Annotated in this window: 6 protein-coding genes; 4 read left to right on the top strand and 2 right to left on the bottom strand. The window is 65.6% G+C overall.

Annotated features, from left to right (window positions below; genetic code table 11):
* Positions 1–74 precede the first annotated feature (74 nt).
* On the top strand, positions 75–12,257 hold the full coding sequence (locus tag ACVW1C_RS23880) for a filamentous haemagglutinin family protein (RefSeq protein ID WP_456760500.1): 12,183 nt from the start codon (positions 75–77) through the stop codon (positions 12,255–12,257).
* A 103-nt stretch (positions 12,258–12,360) separates the two neighbouring features.
* Here the strand turns inward: ACVW1C_RS23880 and ACVW1C_RS23885 are convergent, their stop codons facing one another.
* Both ACVW1C_RS23885 and gspD read right to left on the bottom strand, forming a co-directional pair.
* Positions 12,361–12,834, bottom strand: a complete 474-nt coding sequence (locus ACVW1C_RS23885) for a tetratricopeptide repeat protein (RefSeq protein WP_456763155.1) — start codon at positions 12,832–12,834, stop codon at positions 12,361–12,363.
* A gap of 76 nt (positions 12,835–12,910) precedes the next feature.
* On the bottom strand, positions 12,911–15,283 hold the full coding sequence (gspD, locus tag ACVW1C_RS23890) for a type II secretion system secretin GspD (protein ID WP_456760501.1): 2,373 nt from the start codon (positions 15,281–15,283) through the stop codon (positions 12,911–12,913).
* A 320-nt stretch (positions 15,284–15,603) separates the two neighbouring features.
* Here gspD and ACVW1C_RS23895 point away from each other — a divergent pair, with 320 nt between their 5' ends.
* The 3 genes from ACVW1C_RS23895 to gspG are packed head-to-tail and all read left to right on the top strand — an operon-like array spanning position 15,604 to position 19,029.
* On the top strand, positions 15,604–17,280 hold the full coding sequence (locus ACVW1C_RS23895; RefSeq protein WP_456760502.1) for a GspE/PulE family protein: 1,677 nt from the start codon (positions 15,604–15,606) through the stop codon (positions 17,278–17,280).
* A 4-nt stretch (positions 17,281–17,284) separates the two neighbouring features.
* Positions 17,285–18,496, top strand: a complete 1,212-nt coding sequence (locus ACVW1C_RS23900; RefSeq protein ID WP_456760503.1) for a type II secretion system F family protein — start codon at positions 17,285–17,287, stop codon at positions 18,494–18,496.
* A 53-nt stretch (positions 18,497–18,549) separates the two neighbouring features.
* Positions 18,550–19,029, top strand: a complete 480-nt coding sequence (gspG, locus tag ACVW1C_RS23905; RefSeq protein WP_456763156.1) for a type II secretion system major pseudopilin GspG — start codon at positions 18,550–18,552, stop codon at positions 19,027–19,029.
* The last annotated feature ends 11 nt before the right edge of the window (positions 19,030–19,040 follow it).

The following is a 19,040-nucleotide window of genomic DNA, read 5'->3' on the forward strand; positions in this document are numbered from 1 at the left end:
TCAAGCCGTGTGACGAGCGCCTGCGCGGATCCGATCCGCGCATCTTTCCGTCCGTTGTTCCCAGGGGACATCCCATGCCGTCTCGTCAGCGCGTTGCCCGTCGTCCCCGCCTCGATCCGCATCGGGTCGCGCCGTTTCCGTCGCGGCAGCGGATCCGATTGGCATCCCGCTCGATGCTGCTCGCGGGAACAAGCACGCTGGCGCTGTTGCTGGGCGGGCTTGAGGGCGCATCCGCGCGTCCATTCGGCAATTTCGCAACGACGAACTCGGCGCCGGCGATCGCCAGCGATGCCGCAGCTGCCGCGGCCCAGCAGGCCACCGACGTCGCGAGGCAAAGCCAGGGCGCGCTAACGCGGGCGACCCAGGCCATCCAGGCGTTGCAGGCCGCGCAGTCCGCCGCACGCAACGCGGCCGCCGCCTCGCAGCGATCGACGACGTTGCCGCAGGTGGCGGTGCCGAACGGCCTCGCGCCGGGCGGGCTTCAGGTTGCGCCGGGCGCCGTGCCCGGTTCGAGCCTCTGGCAAGGTGCCGCCCTGCCGAGCCAGGCCGCAAGTGGCGGCCAGACCACGGTCACCGTCAATCAGACCGCGCCGCAGGCGATCCTCAACTGGCAGAGCTTCAACGTCGGCAGCCAGACCACCCTCAACTTCAACCAGCAGGCCAGCAACTGGACCGCGCTCAATCGCGTGGTGGGCAATGCCGGACCGAGTCAGATCCTCGGCCGCATCACCGCGCCGGGGCAGGTGCTGGTGATCAACCAGAACGGCATCATCTTCGGCGGCGCGAGCCAGATCAATGTCGGCTCGCTGATCGCGTCCAGCGCCAATATCGCCGACAGCCAATTCCTCGCCAACGGCATCTATTCGACCCAGAGCGGCACCAAGTATCTGCCGAGCTTCACCGGCGCCGGCGGCAAGATCGTGGTCGAGAGCGGCGCGCTGATCACCACCAATGCGCCGTCCTCGGTCACGGCGGGCGGCGGCTTCGTGCTGCTGATGGGCACCGAGGTCGACAATGCCGGCGCTATCACCACGCCGAAAGGGCAGACCCAGTTCGCGGCCGGCGACGATTTCATCCTGCGTGCCGGCTACGGCACCAACACCAACCAGAACTCGACCACGCGCGGCAACGAGATCGCGCCGGTGCTCTATCCCAGGAGCGGCAGCGGGACCGTCACCAACACAGGTCTCGTCCTCGCCCAGCAGGGCGATATCACGCTCGCCGGCCATGCCGTCACCCAGGATGGCATCCTGCTCTCCACCACCTCGGTCAATCAGCGCGGCACCATCCATCTGCTCAACGCGGCGTCCGACACCACGGGCAGCGTCACGCTGACCGGTAACGGCATCAGCCTGATCCTGCCGGAGACCGATGCGGCGGCCGGGCTGGTGTCCGGCATCGATCCGAGCGTGACCGCGCTCAATTCGCAGCGCGATGCCCTCATCGCCGCGGCTAAGCCGAATCTGCTGGCGACCGGCCAGTTCAACAACCTCTCGACACTGTCCGATCGGCCCGATCAGTCGCGCATCGAGATCGTCACCGGCGGCACCATCGATTTCAGGAATGGCTCGCTGACCATGGCGCAGGGCGGCCAGGTGACGGCCTCCGCCGGCAAGCGCGTGTTCGCCGAAAGCGGATCGGTCATCGACGTCTCCGGCACCACCGGCACCGTGCTGCCGGTGTCGGCCAATTCGATCAAGGTCAACGTCCAGGGCAACGAGCTGCGCGACAGCCCGCAGAACCGTGACAGCGGCACGCTCATCAACAGCAACATGTGGATCGACGCCCGCGACCTGACCCTGGTGCCGGCCGGCACCGGCGGCTATGCGACGGACCGTTACTACACCGCGGGCGGATTGCTCGAGGTCTCGGGCTATCTCAACAACACCGGCCACAAGATCGGCGAATGGACCGCGGTGGGCGGCACCATCACCCTGTCGGCGCCGGAGGTGGTGGCGCAGCGCGGCTCGATCTTCAACATCTCCGGCGGAGCGGTGCAGTATCAAAGCGGCTACGTGCGGCAGACGCTGCTGCTCGGCAATGACGGCCGCATCTACAGCGCCGACGATGCTCCGGCCAACCTGACCTATGTCGCGGTGGCAAACGGCTTCATCGTCAATCACGCGCACTGGAACGTCGTCGAGGTCTATCTCAGTCCGTTCGGCAAAGGCAGCTCGCGCTGGGAGAACGGCTACACCGTAGGCCGCGACGCAGGCAGTCTCGTACTCGCGACGCCGACCTCGGTGTTCGAGGGCGCGATCCTCGCCAATGTGATCGATGGCGAGCAGCAGGTCACCAAGCGTCCGGCTGGCGTCACCGACGGCTACAAGCTGACGCAGAACAGCGTGCCGCTCGCCGGCACGCTGGCACTCGGGCGGTATGACAGCTATGGCCTTGCCGGCGCCTACACCACCGATGTGTCGTTCGGCAACGTTGCGCCGGTCGCCGGCGGCCTGGACCCGACCTCGGCGCTGCCGGCCGGTCGCGTCAACACGGCCTATTTCGACGCACCGACGCTCAACAGCTTTGGCCTCGGCGGCCTCAACATCAACACGGCCAGCAAGATCGCGATCGATGCGCCGCTGCAATTCTCATCGGGCGCGCAGGTCAAGCTGATCGCTCCGACTGTCGATGTCGCGGCCGGCATCACTGCGCGGTCCGGCAGCGTCACGATCAGCAACATTCTCAACGGTGCAAACGGCACCGTCACGCTGACGAACGCGGCTGGAGGCGCGGCGCTGACGCTGGAGTCCGGCGCCGTCGTCGATATGCGCGGCCTGTGGGTCAACGCACTGACGAATCCGAACAGCGCGTCGGGCCTCGGCTTCCTCGACGGTGGCAACGTCACCTTGAATTCCCTTCAGAATGTCACGCTCGCGGCCGGCAGCGTGATCGACGTGTCCTCCGGCGGAGCCGTTCTTGCCAACGGCAAGACGCAAGGCGGCAAGGGTGGCAACGTCACGATTATCGCGGGCAATACCCAGCAGGATGCCGGAACGCCGGGCAATGGGAATCTCGTTCTCGACGGGACGATCCGCGCCTGGGGCGTCACGGGCGGCGGCACGCTGACGATCTCGACGCCCGGCAACATCCTGATCGGCGACAACGCCGAATTGGCTGGTGGCATCTTGCCGGCCGGCATGCCGGCGCCGGCTGCGGTGAAGCTCAAGCAGGCCTTGACCATTCCCGCGGGGCAGCCATTGCCGGCTGCGCTGACGCTGACCCTCACCACGATGACCTACGATACGCCGCTGCTCTCCGATGTGACGCTGAGCGACACGTTGCCGAGCGGACCGACCGGGGCGGATTGGCAGGTTCCGGCCGGGCTATTGGTGTGGGCAACGAGCGGTGGGGCCAACGGTTGTTACGGCAGTTGGCCGTGCGGGTCGTCAATCGTACCAGCCGGTTCGACCATCACGAGCTGGGCAGGCAATTCAAAGATTCCTGCCGGCACCGTGGTTCCGTCAAACGTCTTTCCGAATGGACTTCCGGTCCAGCCTTACCAGGTCACCTATGCCGCTGGAACGATCTACTCCACGCCCATGACCTACCCGGTCGGCTCGATCATTCCGACCGCGGCGGTGTTGCCGCAAACCGTGGCGATCGAGCCTGCGCCGTCGCTGCAGTATTCGTTCTTCACCGCCGGCTTCTCGAATTACGACATCAACGGCGGCCTGGGTGTTGTGGTTGCCAACAACACCGTGGTTGCGGCCGCGATGCCGGTCTACCGGTTCACGGCGAACAGCTATGCGGTAGCTACCGGCAGCGACCCGTCGTCGACGTTGACGCTGTGGACGCCGCCGCTGTACATCGCGGATCCGGTCAAGGCCACGATCGCCCAGCGCGGCGGCGTGAGTCTCACGCTGCGTTCGCTCATCAAGTCCGGCACCGGTCCGCTCGTGAGCGGCGGGGCGATCGTGGTTGGTGACGGCGCCTCGGTCAGCGTCGATCCGGGCCAGAGCATCACGCTCGATGCCTTCGGTCAGATCAACGTGTTCGGCAGTCTCACCGCGCATGGCGGCAGCATCAATCTGGTCAACGATGCCTACAGTTCGACGGCTGAGGCGGCGCGTAACTTCGATCTGAACGGCAATGGCCGCGGCGTGTCGATCTGGGTCGGTTCTGCCGCCAAGCTCGACGTCTCGGGTCTGGCCTACCAGACGTCCGATGTCGCTGGACGCAGCTTCGGACGGGCGACCGACGGCGGCTCGATCACCATCAACGGCGGGGGCGCCTTCGTGATCTTGCGCCCGGGCGCCGAACTCAATGCCGACGGCACGCAGGTCGCAATCGATCTCGCGGCCGGCGGTGCCGCAGCGTCGAGCCGGCTGCAAGCGATAACAACGAATGGCGGCGCCATCACGCTGGCGTCGCAGAGCGGCCTCTATCTCGACGGCGACATCCACGCCTTCTCCGGCGGAGGCAATGCTTCCGGTGGCAGCCTCTCGATCGCGCTCACCACGCCGACCTTCGACGGGAATTCCTTCCCCAACGGCCAGGCGCCGGCCAATGTCATCGTTCCAAGCCTGATGACCGTGGTGCAGGCGCGTCAGGACTCCGCGCTGCCGGACGATATCGCCCCGGGCATGGGCGCGTCGCATCTTGCGTTCGGTCAGGCCACGGTGAGCGCCGACATGGTGAAGGCCGGCGGGTTCGACGGCCTGACGCTCACCTCCGGCGACTACATGCAGTTCTCGGGCAATGTGTCGCTGGCGCTGGGCCGCAGCCTGACGCTGACCGCGGCAGCGTTCACGTCGGGAGCTCCGGTGACCGGACCGGTCGATCCCTCGATGCCGGCCACGGCTGGCAGCGTGAAGGTGTCAGCGCCCTGCATCCTGTTTCGTGAAGCGACGGCCAATGTCCCCGATGGGACCGTCAGCGGCAGCATCCGCAATCCCGGCGGCGCGGCCTTGCCGACCACGGCGACGTTCGAGGCTGACGCGAACCAGATCGACATCCAGGGCCTTATCGGATTTTCGGCGCGTTCGCCGAACAACATGTACGCGCCGGGATTCCTGACCACCAAGCTGGTCAGCCAGGGCGACATCCGCTTCCTGTCGATGCCCGGGGTGGTCGCGACCCAGCTGTCGACCAGCGGAAATCTCGATCTTCTTGCCGCACAGATCTATCCCGCGACCAACTCCGTTGCCACCGTCATCGCTGGCAGTGGAAATTCCGATCCCACGACGACGCTCACTATCGGACGCACCACCGCCACCATTCCGGATACACCGTTCTCCGCGTTCGGCCAGCTCGCGTTCCAAGCGCCGGTGATCGAGCAGGGCGGCATCGTCCGCGCGCCGCTCGGGCTTTTGACCTTCGGCCTGGGCTGGCCGGTCTACACGCCGCATATTGATGTTTTGCCCGGCAGCGTGACTTCCGTCTCGATGGCTGGCCTGACCATCCCCTATGGCGGCACGATCGACGGCGTCACCTACACGTACAACGGCAGCGCTGTTCGTGCGATCAGCCTGACCAATTTCAACAGTAACGGGTCGCAGTCCGGCATCATTCTGGATGGGCAGTCGATCAGCGTCGCGAGCGGCGCGATCCTCGATATGTCGGGCGGTGGCACCCTCGCCGGTGCGGGCTTCGTCTCCGGACGCGGCGGCTCGGTCAATGTGATCAATACGCCGCTCGTCAACGCCAACCCCGCTACCCCCGTCAGCAAGGCGAGCGACAAGGTCTACGCCATCCTCCCCGGCTACGGTTCAGGTTACGCGCCGGTCGCACCCGAAAACGGCGCCGGTGATCCCGCGATTGGCCAGCAGATCACCGTGCCAGCCGGCGTCCCAGGGCTGCCGGCCGGGACGTATACGCTGTTGCCGTCCAATTACGCGCTGCTGCCCGGCGCATACCGCGTGGAACTCGGGGCCAGCACCACGACGCCGGTTGGCAACCCCATCACAATCGGCAATGGCACCTACGCCGCTTCGGTCACCACCGGCGTCGCCAACACCGCGATCAAGGGCAGCCTGCCGGTCACGGCGCTGATCACCGCGGGTACCTCCGTCCGCAAATACTCGCAATTCAACGAGCAGAATTACAGCGATTTCCTGCTTGCCAACGTGGCGCAATTCGGCGGCGTGCGTCCGCTGCTGCCTAGCGACGGCAAGACGCTCCAGATCATGTTCGAGATGCCGGGGTCAACCTCGATTGGAGCCGCGCTCACCTTCGACGGAACGGCGCTGTTTCAGGGCGCGCCGGGCGGTAGCGCCGGCCAGGTGGCGTTGCTGAATGTCGGTGAAATCTATGCTGACGCGCCGACCCAAGGTTTTTCTGGTTCCTCGGTCGGCGCTGCCGATCTCAATGCGCTCAAGGCGCCGCGCCTCCTGGTCAACGGAACCGTCTTCGTCTCGAATGGCACGCTGTTCCTTAATCAGCCCTACGGTCATGATCTTTTCATCCGCGATGGCGTCTCCCTTTCCGCCGGGGAGATGTTCTTTATCGGCAACAATATCAACGTCGGTAATGGCGTGACGCTCAGTACCATCGGACAGGGCGCAGTTCCGTTCGATTCCGTGTCCACTGGCATGAGCTATGCGGTCAGCCAGTTCACTGTGCTGGCGCTGTCCAATGGTAACATCAACTTCCTGCCCTCGAATGTCGGCAACGGCTCCATCACGATCGGCGCCGGCTCGTCGCTCTATTCCGAAGGGACGCTGGCGTTCGTCACCAACGGCGCTTCCGCGATCGATCCGACCGCCCATTTCGGATCGAGCAACATCGCGCTCGCGGTCGGCACGATCAATATCGGCGACGCCGCGACGGTCAGCGCGGCAGCCGCAGCGGCCGGGTTGCTGTTCGATCAGGCGCTGTTCAACACGCTTCTCCATGGCGATCCGCTGCATCGCGCGCCCGCGCTGAAGACCATCACGCTGGCTGCGGCGAACTCCATCAATCTGTTCGGCAGTGCGGGGCTGGATGCCACCGGCAGCGGTGTCGACCTGGTGCTGAACACGTCGGCGATCTATGGCTACGGCGGGGCCGGCGATCAATCGACCATCGCAGCCGACAGGATCACCTGGAACGGTATCAGCGGCGCCACGCCGCCGGCCGTCGCCGCAGGCGGGCCGGGAACCGGAGCCGGTATCCTTAATCTCGTCGCCAACGAGATCGACTTCGGCCGGTTCGCATCGCTCGATGCCTCGACCGCGAGCCGTGTGATCTACGGCTTCGGCAGCGTCAACATCACCGGCAATTCCAGGATCGTCTCGGCCGGCAACAGCAAGCTGTTCGTCTATCAGTCGCCGAGCTTCGATGCTGGCGCCGTATTCGGCCAGAGCGGCAGCGGCGGCAACCTGACGCTGGCGACGCCGATTCTGACCGGCGTGCAGAAGTCGATCATGGCCTATTCAGCGGGCGGCGCGCTCGATGTCGTTGCGCCCGTGGGCGCGGCGCCGAGCCTCGCCAAGTCGACGGTGGCCGGCGCCGAGATCGACCTGACCGGTGACAGCATTGCTATCGGCACGACGATCTTGCTGCCGAGCGGCAAGCTCGTCGTTAATGCGACCGGCGATATCGTGCTCGACGGTGCAAGCCGCATCGATCTCAGCGGTCAACCGTCCACGATCCAGCGAGCGACCGTCTACGGGTTCGGCGGCACGGCGATCTTCAACAGCGCGCAGGGTGGTCTGACGCAGCTTGCCGGCTCCGTGATCGATGTCTCCGCGGCCAACGCCGGTGCCGGGTCGATCAGCATCGCGGCGGCGAATGGACCGGTCACGCTCGGCGGTGCGCTCAACGGGGCGGCAACAAATGGCTACGCGAGCGGCGATTTCAGCGTCACCGCCGGCCGGCTGTCCAGTTCGGATTTCGCCGCGCTCAATGCGCTCTTGACCCAAGGCGGCTTCTTCGATGCGCGCGGCTTCGACATCAGGAACGGCGATCTCGTCGTCGGCGACGGCGTCAAGGCCAGCAATGTCACGATCGCCACCGACAGCGGCAGCCTGTCCATCGTCGGCGCCATCGATGCATCCGGCGCCGCACCCGGCACGATCCGGCTCTCGGCCGGCAACGGTTTGACGCTCGCATCGAGCAGCGTGCTCGATGCTCATGGCACGGTGCTGCAGGTCGACAGCTACGGTCAGCCGATCGAGGCGAGGAACCGCGGCCATATCGAACTGACCGCGGCGGGCGGTGCGCTCACCCTGTCGTCAGGCGCAACCATGGATCTCACGACGCCGAACGGCATCGCCTATGGCGACGTGGTGCTGAACGCGCAGCGCACCGGCGAGACCTCGGGCGATATCGCGATCAACGCAGCAAGTCCGCTCAACATCAAAGGCGCCTACAGCATCGCGCTCAACGCGTTCTGGACTTATGATCTGCCGGGCGGCAGCACCATCACCCAGACGACACTCGACGGCTACGACACCGCCAGCACGACGTTCATCAACGCCGCGTTGGGTAACGCGGGACTGGCGGCGCGTGTCGCAGGCCTGTTCGCGTATGGCAGCGCCTACCATCTGCGGCCGGGCGTCCAGATCACGTCGAGCGGAGACCTCTCGACCTCGGGCGATATCGATCTTGCAAAGTATCGCTACGGCGTGGGTGCCGATCGTGATCCGAACTCGGCAACGTACGGCGCCGGCGAGCCGATGGCGCTTGTGATCCGCGCTGGCGGCGATGTGACAGTCAAGGGGAGCATCTCGGACGGATTCAAATCATCACCGGGAGCGCCGGCGAGCATCAGGATCTTCGACGTTACCAACAGCCGGTACTTCACGCAGCGCTCATTCAGCGGCTACAGCTACTGGTACGACGGTCAGACTGACGTTTACGTCGTGAGCAGTTGGACGGTTCCGAACGACGACTTCTACATTTGGTGGATCAACAACTACTGGGGCCCGCTGGTCGATACCAATAACAACTCCTACAACCCCGGAGATACGATTGCTGCCGGTACAATACTGAGCGCCAGCAACAGCTATGGGTTCGCGTTTGAGCCCGGCAACATGCCGACTGTCGCAGTTGTGACAGCTCCTGCAATTCCTGCGGCTGCAGCCACCGCGGCTGGAGCTCAGATGCTCGCGCCGGGCTCGCTGTCCGCATCGATCCGCATCGTCGCCGGCGCAGACCTCGCAGCTGCCGACCAGCGCGCGCTGCAGACGACGTCGGCGCTGAACGGGCGCGGTAACCTGACGCTGAGCGATCCTGCCTACAATGCGTCGCTGAACGGTTCGTTCTTTAGCGTGCTGCGCACCGGCACCGGCAGTCTCGACCTGTCGGCCGGCAGAAGCTTCAGCGAGGCCACGCCTTATGGCGTCTATACAGCCGGCACGCAGGCGGCGCCGATCCTGGCGGCCGACGGCAGCAATCCCTACGATCTTGTCGGTGTCACCAGCAGCGGCAATTCACACGCATGGTACACCGAGCATGGCGGCGACCTTCTGCTCACCGCGCAAGGGGATATCACCGGCAATATCCAGATCGCGGACAACAACACCCGCTACGTCGACTCCAATGTCACCGCCAACTGGCTCCGGCTGCAAGGTGGTGGCGCCTCTGCCGACCCGGCCGCGTGGTGGATCAATTTCGGCGGGCTCGCAAAGACCGGCGCGTGGAGCAACAACCGACAGCTCATCGGCTTCCAGGGTATCGGCACGCTCGGTGGCGGCAACCTGACCGTGATCGCGGGCGGCAATGCCGGCGTGACGGGTAATGGCTCGACCGCCCTTGATCTGGCGGTCGCCTCGACCGGCCGTGTTCTGCCGAACGGCACGCTGGTGCAGACTGGTGGCGGCAATCTGGTCGTGAAGATCGGCGGCGGACTCAATCCGGTGGTGCCGACAACGCCCGACGGTCAGGGTCAGGCGCCAGACTATTTCGGCTCGTTCACCAACCTGCGTGGCGATACCATCGTCAGTGCCGGGTCCGTCGGCGCACTGGCCCCGAACAACTGGGGATCCTATCTGGTTTCGTACGATCCGCGCGCCGTTGATCCCAACGTCTTCAAGCGCTCGCTCAAGACACCGGGGCCACTGGTCATGCCGGGTGACGGCAGTGTCAGCATTATTACGCGCGGCGACCTCGTGCTTGGCGGCGCGGGTGACGCCGGCATGGCGGCATCGGTCGATCTGAATGGCATAGCGTATACGATGCGCAACGCGGACGGTACCACATCACGCTTTAGCGGCGGGCAAGCGAACTTCACATTGTGGACGCCGGCGACCGCGATCAATCTTTACGCCGCGGGCGGTGATGCGGCCGTACTGAATGGAATCTCGTCCAGCGGCACAGGTTTCTTTCCGGGAACGCTGATCGTCGCGGCCGCCAACGGCGACATCCGGTTTGCGGAGCCTGGACCCGGCGGCGGGGCGCCGACAATCGAACTGATGCCGTCGCCGTTCGGCCAGCTTGAACTGCTCGCAGCCGAGTCAATCTTCGGGACGAGCCAGGTCGTGGCGATGTCGGGTGCGGACATGAGCACGCTGGCGACGCCGTTCAATCCCGTGTTTTCGACCGGCACAGGCGGCTCCGGGAGCAGCAACGCGTGGGCGAATGCCGCAAATCGGATCAATCCCATCAGCCCAATCACCTTCGGCGAGGACACGCTCGTCTCCAATCTGCATGCAGCGGATGATCGGCCTGCGCTGGCCTACGCGGGCATCGACATCGTCGACCTCACTCTCGGCCAGGCGCTGGCCCAGAACCCCGATCGGGGCAAGTATTTCTATCCCACCCACAGCACCTGGTATACCGCTGCCAAGCCCTTCGAGGTCATTGCCGGCCGCGATATCGTCGGCACCGGTCCCGTGCCCAGTGTGTTCCTGAACACCGGACCGAACGACATTTCGCTGATGCAGGCCGGCCGCGACATCTTCTTTCAGTCGGCCAATATTCTGGGTCCTGGCCTGCTTCAAGTGCAAGCCGGCCGCAACCTGTACCAAGGCTATTACGGCTCGCTGCTCAGCGTGGGCGATATCGTCAATCAGTCCAACACCGCGGGCGGTGCCGGCATCGTCACGATTGCCGGCGTCGGCGCCGGCGGCCCTGACTACACCGACTTTGCCAAGCTGTATTTCAACGCCGCCAACCAGCTTCCCGGTGACGGCACGCCGCTCGCCGGCAGCGGCAAGGTGGCAAAGACCTATGCTGACGAACTCTACGACTGGCTGCGCGAGCGGTTCTCGCCGAGCCGGAACTATTCGCAAGACGGCCAGGCCTACGTATTCACCGGCACGAAGGCAGATGCGCTTGCTTTCTTCCTGACCTTGCCGGTCGAGCAGCAGGGCGTCTTCGTCCGGCAGGTCTATTACACCGAATTGAGGGAAAGCGGCCGCGAGTACAACAACGGGGACAGCAGCCGCCACAGAAGCTATTTGCGCGGTCGTCAGGCGATTGCCGCGCTGTTCCCGGATCAGAATGCCCAAGGCGATCCGGTGGTGTATTCGGGCAAGATCACGATGTTCAGCAGCGTCACCGGCTCGACGACGGTCAATGGCGCCACCGTTCCTGTGACCAGCGACGCCGGGATCAACACCCAGTCCGGCGGCGGCATACAGATCCTCAATCCGGGCGGGCAGACGATCATCGGCGTGGAGGGCGTGACGCCGGGTGCCGGTGCGGGCCTGATCACGCAAGGGCAGGGCGATATCGATATCTATTCGCTCGGCAGCGTACTGCTTGGCCAGAGCCGCATCATGACGACGTTCGGCGGCAACATCCTGGCGTGGTCGGCGACCGGCGACATCAACGCCGGCCGCGGCTCGAAGACCACGACGATCTTTACCCCGCCCAAGCGCACCTACGATAACTACGGCGCTGTCACGCTATCGCCGACCGTGCCCTCGACGGGCGCGGGTATCGCGACGCTCAATCCGATTCCGGAAGTCCCGCCCGGCAATATCGACCTGATCGCGCCGCTCGGCACCATCGATGCGGGCGAAGCCGGCATCCGTGTGTCGGGCAACGTCAATCTCGCCGCGCTGCAGGTGGTCAACGCCGCCAACATCCAGGTGCAGGGCACCTCGACCGGCATCCCGACGGTGCAGGGGCCGCCGGTCGGGGCGCTGACATCAGCGTCAAATACGACCGCCGCCAGCCAGCAGGCCGCGGCGCCGCCGCCAAAGAACAACGACCAGCCGTCGGTCGTGATCGTCGAAGTGCTCGGCTATGGCGGCGGTGACGGGAGCCCGCCGCAGGACCCGCCGGAGCAGCAGCGCAAACCGCGCGAAAAGCAGAGCTACAACGAGAACAGCGCGTTCCAGGTCATCGGGCTCGGCGACGCGACGACGGGCTCGTCGGGCAGGTGATGCGCGAGGCAGCGTGGCCGGGGGAAGCGACAGCACGATGCAAATGTCGCTTTCCCGGAATCGCCAGCGCCTTGTGCGCAGCCCCGGCTTACGCGGTCGGCGATTACTTGACCGTCAGGCGCACGTCCGGCGCCGGCCGGCCGTGGACCCATCCCAATGCAAACCGTTGACCGGCGACGATCTCATTCCTCGAGAGCTTTGAAGCAACCGCATCGCGGAATCGGAGATAGGCATCGCGCTGCCGCCCGCCGGTGCGGGCCGCCGCCAGATTGAGCCATTTGTAGGCCAGCACATAGTCGTTCGGAACGCCGTGGCCCTTGTCGTACATCAGGCCGAGCATGGCTTGCGCGAACGGATCGCCCTGCACCGCGCCGCGATAGTAGAGGTCGGCGGCGGCATCATAGGCCTGCGGGACGCCGAAGCCGTGCTCGTACATGAAGCCGAGCAGGCCGAGGGCCCTTGGGTTGTCGCGCTCGGCGGCCGGCGCGAGCTCCCGGGAGGCCCTGACATAGTCGCCGCGATGGAAGGCGGCCGTTCCGCGCGCAACGCTGTCGGCGCTCGCAGCGGACGCGGCCATGCCCCAAAGCGCGACTGCAAGCGAGGCGCAGAGGGCGGTCCGTTGCGTGAGCACGGGGCGCACCGTGCGGCCCGGCTCAGTGGTAGGTGGTGGTGATCGGCGCATTGGTCGATGTTGTTGCGATGGTGCCGCGCAATTTCGATCGCAGCTCCTCGGCCACGATCTGGGCGTCGGAACCGTTGCGGATGATCTGCGGGCGAATGAAGATGATCAGCTCGGTGCGCTGGGTGCCGTTGCTCTGATGTCCGAAGGCATCACCGAGGCCGGGAATCTGGTCAAGCACGGGAAGCGCATTGCGGTTGCCGCTCTGCTGTTCGCTGATCAGGCCCGCCAGCAGCACGGTCTGGCCGTTGGCGACTGCGATCTGGCTCTTGACCCTCCGCTCCGACACCGTCGGGGTCAGGCTGTTCGCGCTGGTCTGCGGAACGTTGCTGATCTCCTGCTCGACATCGAGCCGCACGGTGCCGTTCACGCTGACCCGCGGCGAGACCCGCAGGATGATGCCGGTGTTGCGATAGTCGATGGTGTTGACCACCGTGTTGCTCCCGGTCAGCACCGTCGCGCTGCCGGTCGACACCGGGACGACGTCACCGACCTGCAGCGTCGCGACCTGGTTGTTGATCACGACCAGCGACGGATTGGAGAGCACCTTGACGCTGGTGACGGCATGCAGCGCATCCAGGATCAGGCTCGGCTGCGTCTCGGATCCGATCAGGAAGTTGAAGCCCGGGAAGGCGCGGTTGATGAAGGCATTGGTGACCGAGCCTGCGACGGAGACGGCGCCGGTGGTCGCGTCCGTGGTGGTTGCGGGCGCGGTGGTGGCTTGGGTGCCGAGGATCGAGCCGGTGTTCGGCTTCAAGCCGAGGTTCCGGCTGGTGAGGTAAGTTTGCACGCCATAGGACAAAGTGTTGTTGAGCGTGACTTCGGCGATCGTCGCATCGATCGCGACCTGGAGCTGCGGCTCGTCGATCTGCTGCAGCGTCGCCTCGATGATGCGGTAGTTGGCCTGGTCGGCATAGATCAGCAGATTGTTGTTCACGACATCGGCCGTGATCCGCACGTCCTGCATGACGGGCTGGCCGTTGCCCGAGCCTGCGCCGCGTCCGCTATCCAGCGCGGCGTTGTTGCCCTGGCCCTGATTGGGATTGTTCGCTTGCCCGCCGGCGCCAAATCCCTGGCCGAGGCCCTGGCCCATTGCGCCTGTCCCTGACGTGCCTCGCGAGGCAAAGCTGTTCGAGTTCGAGCCCGAGTTGCCGTTCGCCGACAGACGGTCGGCGACGCTCGAGGTCGACGAGGTGCCGGAGCCGGGCGCGAGCTGGCTGTCGGCGCTGTCGAGCAGGTTGCCGGACGATCCGCCGAGGAACATGTCGGTCAGAACCCGCGCGATCTGGCGCGCGTCGCCGTATTTGACGCGGTAGACATGGACCGAGGTGCGCGCGGTGTCGTTGCGGTCGAGGCGCTTGATCCAGGTCGCCGCCGTGTGCAGCATGTCCGGCTTCTTGGTCACCACCAGCACCGCGTTGAGGCGTGCAATCGGCATGAACTTGATGACGTTCTGGCTGAGGCCGTTCTCGCCGGAATCGACGATCTTCTCCAGCTCGGCGATGACGGGCGCGGGCGAGCCGCTCGAGATCGGGAAGATGCCGACCGATTGGCCGCGCATCCAGTCGACGTCGAAGCTGAGCACGGTGTCGACGGCGGTGCGGCGCTCGGCGCCGGTGCCCTGGATCAGAAGCAGATTGCGCGTCGTGTCGGCGCGGATCGACCCCGCCCTGGTGGCGAAGCTGTCGGTCAGCTTCAGCAGGGTCTGCGCCGACACATATTGCAGGGGGACCACCGAGATGCCGAATCCGGGTTCGGGATTGGCCGCCGCGGCATCGACGCGGCCGCCGCCGACGGCGTCGCCGAGCGGCGTCAGGCGATAGCCCGCGGTATCTTTCAGCAGCACCACGCCGCTCAGGCGAAGCGCGTTTTCGAGCACGAAGACCATGTCGGATTTCGGCACCGGTCGGACCGACACCAGGCTCACCGTGCCCTGCACCCGCGGGTCGATGGTGTATCCGACATGCAGGATGTCGCCGAGCACGACCTTGGCGACGGTCGCAACCGGCGTGCTCTCGAAATTCAGATCGAAGCCATTGCCGTTCGAGGCCGGCTGCGGCCGCGCGTCGGCCACGGCAGTCACTTCGCTTCCCTCATACATCGCCGCGCGGACGCTGCCGCCCTGGCCGCCGCCCGTCGCCGCCAGCCCGCTCACCGGTTGCGGCTGGCGCGGCAAGAGATCGAGCGATCGCACCTTGTCGGTGACGTCGACCTGGGACGCGTCCACGCTCTCGCCGACCGTCGCGGAATTGCAGGACGCCAGCAACCCCAGTGACGTCAGGGCAAAAATGGCTGCCAGGCCGCCGCGGATCGTCGGGCAGCGGCCCACTGTGCCTACGCGTTGCATGAAGGCCCTTCGCTCTGACTAACTGAAATTTCGACGGCTTGCGACGATCGGTCCTACCCCGCTGGGACTCTTAGCGATCGAACATGACAGAAATAAATTGGTTACATGATCGGCGTTCGCGACCCGTCCATCGCATCACAACTGTGCAGCCGGCTCGCGGCCGTGTCCGCGATGCCACGTCAAGGTTTCTTGAGCGAGGCGAACGATGTGACTTCGCACAGCTGTCACACTTCGGATCGATAACCGCAGAATTGCCGGGAGCCCGAACGCGAGGGCGGATGGCACGGACTGATCCGGGATAGTGTGGCGGGATATCGAGAATGGCCAACGACCTGTCCATTCGGTTCGTGGACTATCTTCGTCAGAACAATCACCTGGCGCCGATCGACGGATCGCCTGAGCGGAGCGCGCAGGGCGCTGACGTCAGGCAATTGAAACTGTGGGAGATCACCAGTCTCTCGCCGACCGAATTCGCCGACGAAGCCGCGCGCTTCTTCGCGCTCGGCCGCCTGACGCTTCAGGAGATGACCTCGGCCGAACCGCTGGTCGCGGCGTTCTCGCCGCGTTTCCTGCGCGAGACCATGGTCTATCCATGCCGGGCGGCCGATGGGACCACTGTCCTCGCGGTCGTCGACCCGACCGACCAGGCGACGCTGCGGGCGGCGCAGATCGTGCTTGGCGCCGGGATCAACATGAAGGTGGCATCGTCGGAAGATGTCGCCATCGCGCTGGACAACTCTTCCAGCGCCGAGGAGGCCGAGACCGCCGATACGGCGGCGACGCTGCCCCGCGAGGACGACATCGAGAGCCTGCGCGATCTCGCCAGCGGTGCGCCGGTGGTGCGCGCGCTCAACGATCTGATCGAGAAGGCCGTCGAGCTGCGCGCCAGCGACATCCATATCGAGCCGTTTGCCGCCGGCCTCATGGTGCGCTTGCGCATCGATGGCCTGCTGCGGCCGGTCGCGGCGCTGTCGGGGGTGCTGCCACAGGCGGTGGTCTCCCGCATCAAGATCATCGCCAATCTCAACATCGCCGAGCGCCGTCTGCCGCAGGACGGTGCGGCGCGGCTGCGGGTCGGGCGCACCGACATCGATATCCGCGTCGCGATCATGCCGATGCAACACGGCGAATCCGCCGTCATCCGCATCCTGCCCAAGGATCGCGGCCTGCTGGTTGTCGAAAAGCTGGGATTCTCGGAGAATGACGAAGCCAAGCTGCGGCGGCTGCTGAAGTTACCGTACGGTATGGTCGTGATCACGGGGCCGACCGGCAGCGGCAAGACCACGACGCTGGCGACGATCCTCTCGATCCTCAATGAGCCCAGCCGCAAGATTCTGACGATCGAGGATCCGGTCGAATACGAGATCCCCGGCGTCAACCAGTCCCAGGTCAAGCCCGCGATCGGCCTGACCTTCGCCACCGCGCTGCGGTCCTTCGTTCGTCAGGACCCTGATGTCATCATGGTCGGTGAAATCCGCGACTCCGAGACCGCGCATGTCGCGGTGCATGCGGCGCTGACCGGGCATCTGGTGCTGACGACGCTGCACACCGAGACCGCGGCTGCCGCGGTGCCGCGCCTGCTCGACCTCGGGGTCGAAGGCTATCTGCTGCGTTCGGTATTGCGCGGCGTGATCGCGCAGCGCCTTGTCCGGCAATTGTGCGAGCGCTGCAAGACGGCGCGGCCGCTGGCAACGGCCGATTTCACCGAGGATCCCCGGCTCGCCGCACTCGGGTTCCGGGAAGGGGAGATCATTCAGGAGCCATGCGGCTGCGAACGTTGCGGCGGGACCGGTTATCGCGGCCGTCTCGGCGTGTTCGAGCTACTCGAACTATCCAGCGAGCTGCGCGAACTGATCGGAGAGCGAACCGACGGAATGAAGATCGATACGATGGCGATCCGGGCGGGCATGACCACGATGCTCGATGACGGGGTTGCCAAATGCCGCGCCGGATTGACCTCGCCCGCCGAGATCCTCCGCGTTGCAACGGTGCGGTGACGCCGTGCCGAATTATCGCTATCGCGCTTTGACCCAGGCCGGCGAGATCGTGAACGGCACGATCTCGGCTCCGACGGCGGCTGAGGTGGCGCGGCGGATCGAATATCTCAAGCTGCTGCCGATCGAGACCACCGAGGACAAGCGCGCATCCGGCGCCACCGGTGGCCGCAGCCTGTTCGGCGGGCCGAGTGCCGCCGAGGTCACCACCTTCACCCGCGATCTCGCCCTTCTGCTCAAGGCCGGCGCACGTCTCGACGACGCGCTGGAGCTGCTGTCCGGCGACGCCGATGTCGGCCGGATGCGTCCGGTGGTGGCCAAGATCCGCGCAGCTCTGCTCACCGGCGAGAGCTTTGCCGACGCGGTGGCCGATCATCCGACCCTATTCCAGCCGATGTACATCGCCCTGGTCCGGGTGGGGGAAATCTCCGGCACGCTCGACTCGGTGCTCGAGATGCTGGGGACCGAGCGCGCGCGTTCCGAGCAGATGCGACGCAAGCTGACCGACGCCATGCAATATCCGGCCTTCGTGCTGGTCGCTGCATCCGGCGTGATGCTGTTCTTCCTGCTGTTCGTGCTGCCGCAATTCTCGACCGTGCTGGGCGATTTCGGCGGCAAGTCGGATACGGCGCTCGCCAGCTTCATCGCGGTGTCGGATTTCCTGCGGGCCAATGCCACGGCGGCGAGCCTGATCAGTGCAGCCACGATTGCGCTCGCATGGTGGCTGCTGCGGCAGGCGCGCGTGCGCGCCGCGCTGGTCAGCGGGATCTCGCGGGTGCCCGGCATCAGCAGCGCCTTCCAGTTCTATCGCGCGAGCCTGTTCTGCCGCAATCTGGGCGTCCTGCTCGGCAGCGGCGTCAACCTCACGGCCGCGTTGCGCATTCTCGTCGACATCATGGCGGTGACCGGGAGCGGGGCGAACTGGACCGCCGCCGCCGACCGTGTCCGCCATGGCGGAAAATTGTCGGACGCGCTCGCCGTGGCGGACAGCCTTCCGCCGATGGCGGTCCGCATGCTGCGGCTCGGTGAAGAGACCGGGCAGCTGCCGGTGCTGGCCGGGCGGGTCGCGGAATTCTACGAAGCAAAATTGCAGCGCAGCCTGGACCGTGTCGTCGGTATCGTGGGTCCACTGGCGATCATCACGATCAGCACCGTCGTCGGCGGACTGATCGTATCGGTGATGACGGCGCTGCTCTCGGTCACGCAACTAGTCGGTTAGAGCAGGGGTCATCGGTCATGATATCGCGCAGCACGATCATCGAAACATTCTCCATGCGAGCGGGACGCGATCCGGCGCGCTCACGACAGCCAGGGCGTTCGGGGCAAGAAGGCTTCACGCTGGTCGAGATGCTGGTGGTGATCGCGATCATCGGCCTCATCATGGGGTTGATCGGGCCGCGCGTGCTCAACTATCTCAGCGAATCCAAGGTCAAGACCGCGCGCATCCAGTTGCAGAGCTTCTCCAGCGCGCTCGATCTGTTCTACCTCGACGCCGGGCGCTTCCCGTCCACGGCGGAGGGACTTGCCGCGCTGGTCCGGCGCACGCCGGGCGTCGCCGCCTGGAACGGCCCCTATCTGAAGGGCGGCAACGTTCCGAACGATCCTTGGAACCATCCCTATCTCTATCGTTCGCCCGGCGAACACGGGCCGTATGACATCGTCTCCTATGGCTCCGACGGTCAGGAGGGCGGCAGCGGCACCTCGGCCGACATCTCGCTCGAAAAGACCACAGCCGCCAACAACGACCAATAGGATGCATGGCG

Source organism: Bradyrhizobium sp. USDA 4011, assembly GCF_054063415.1.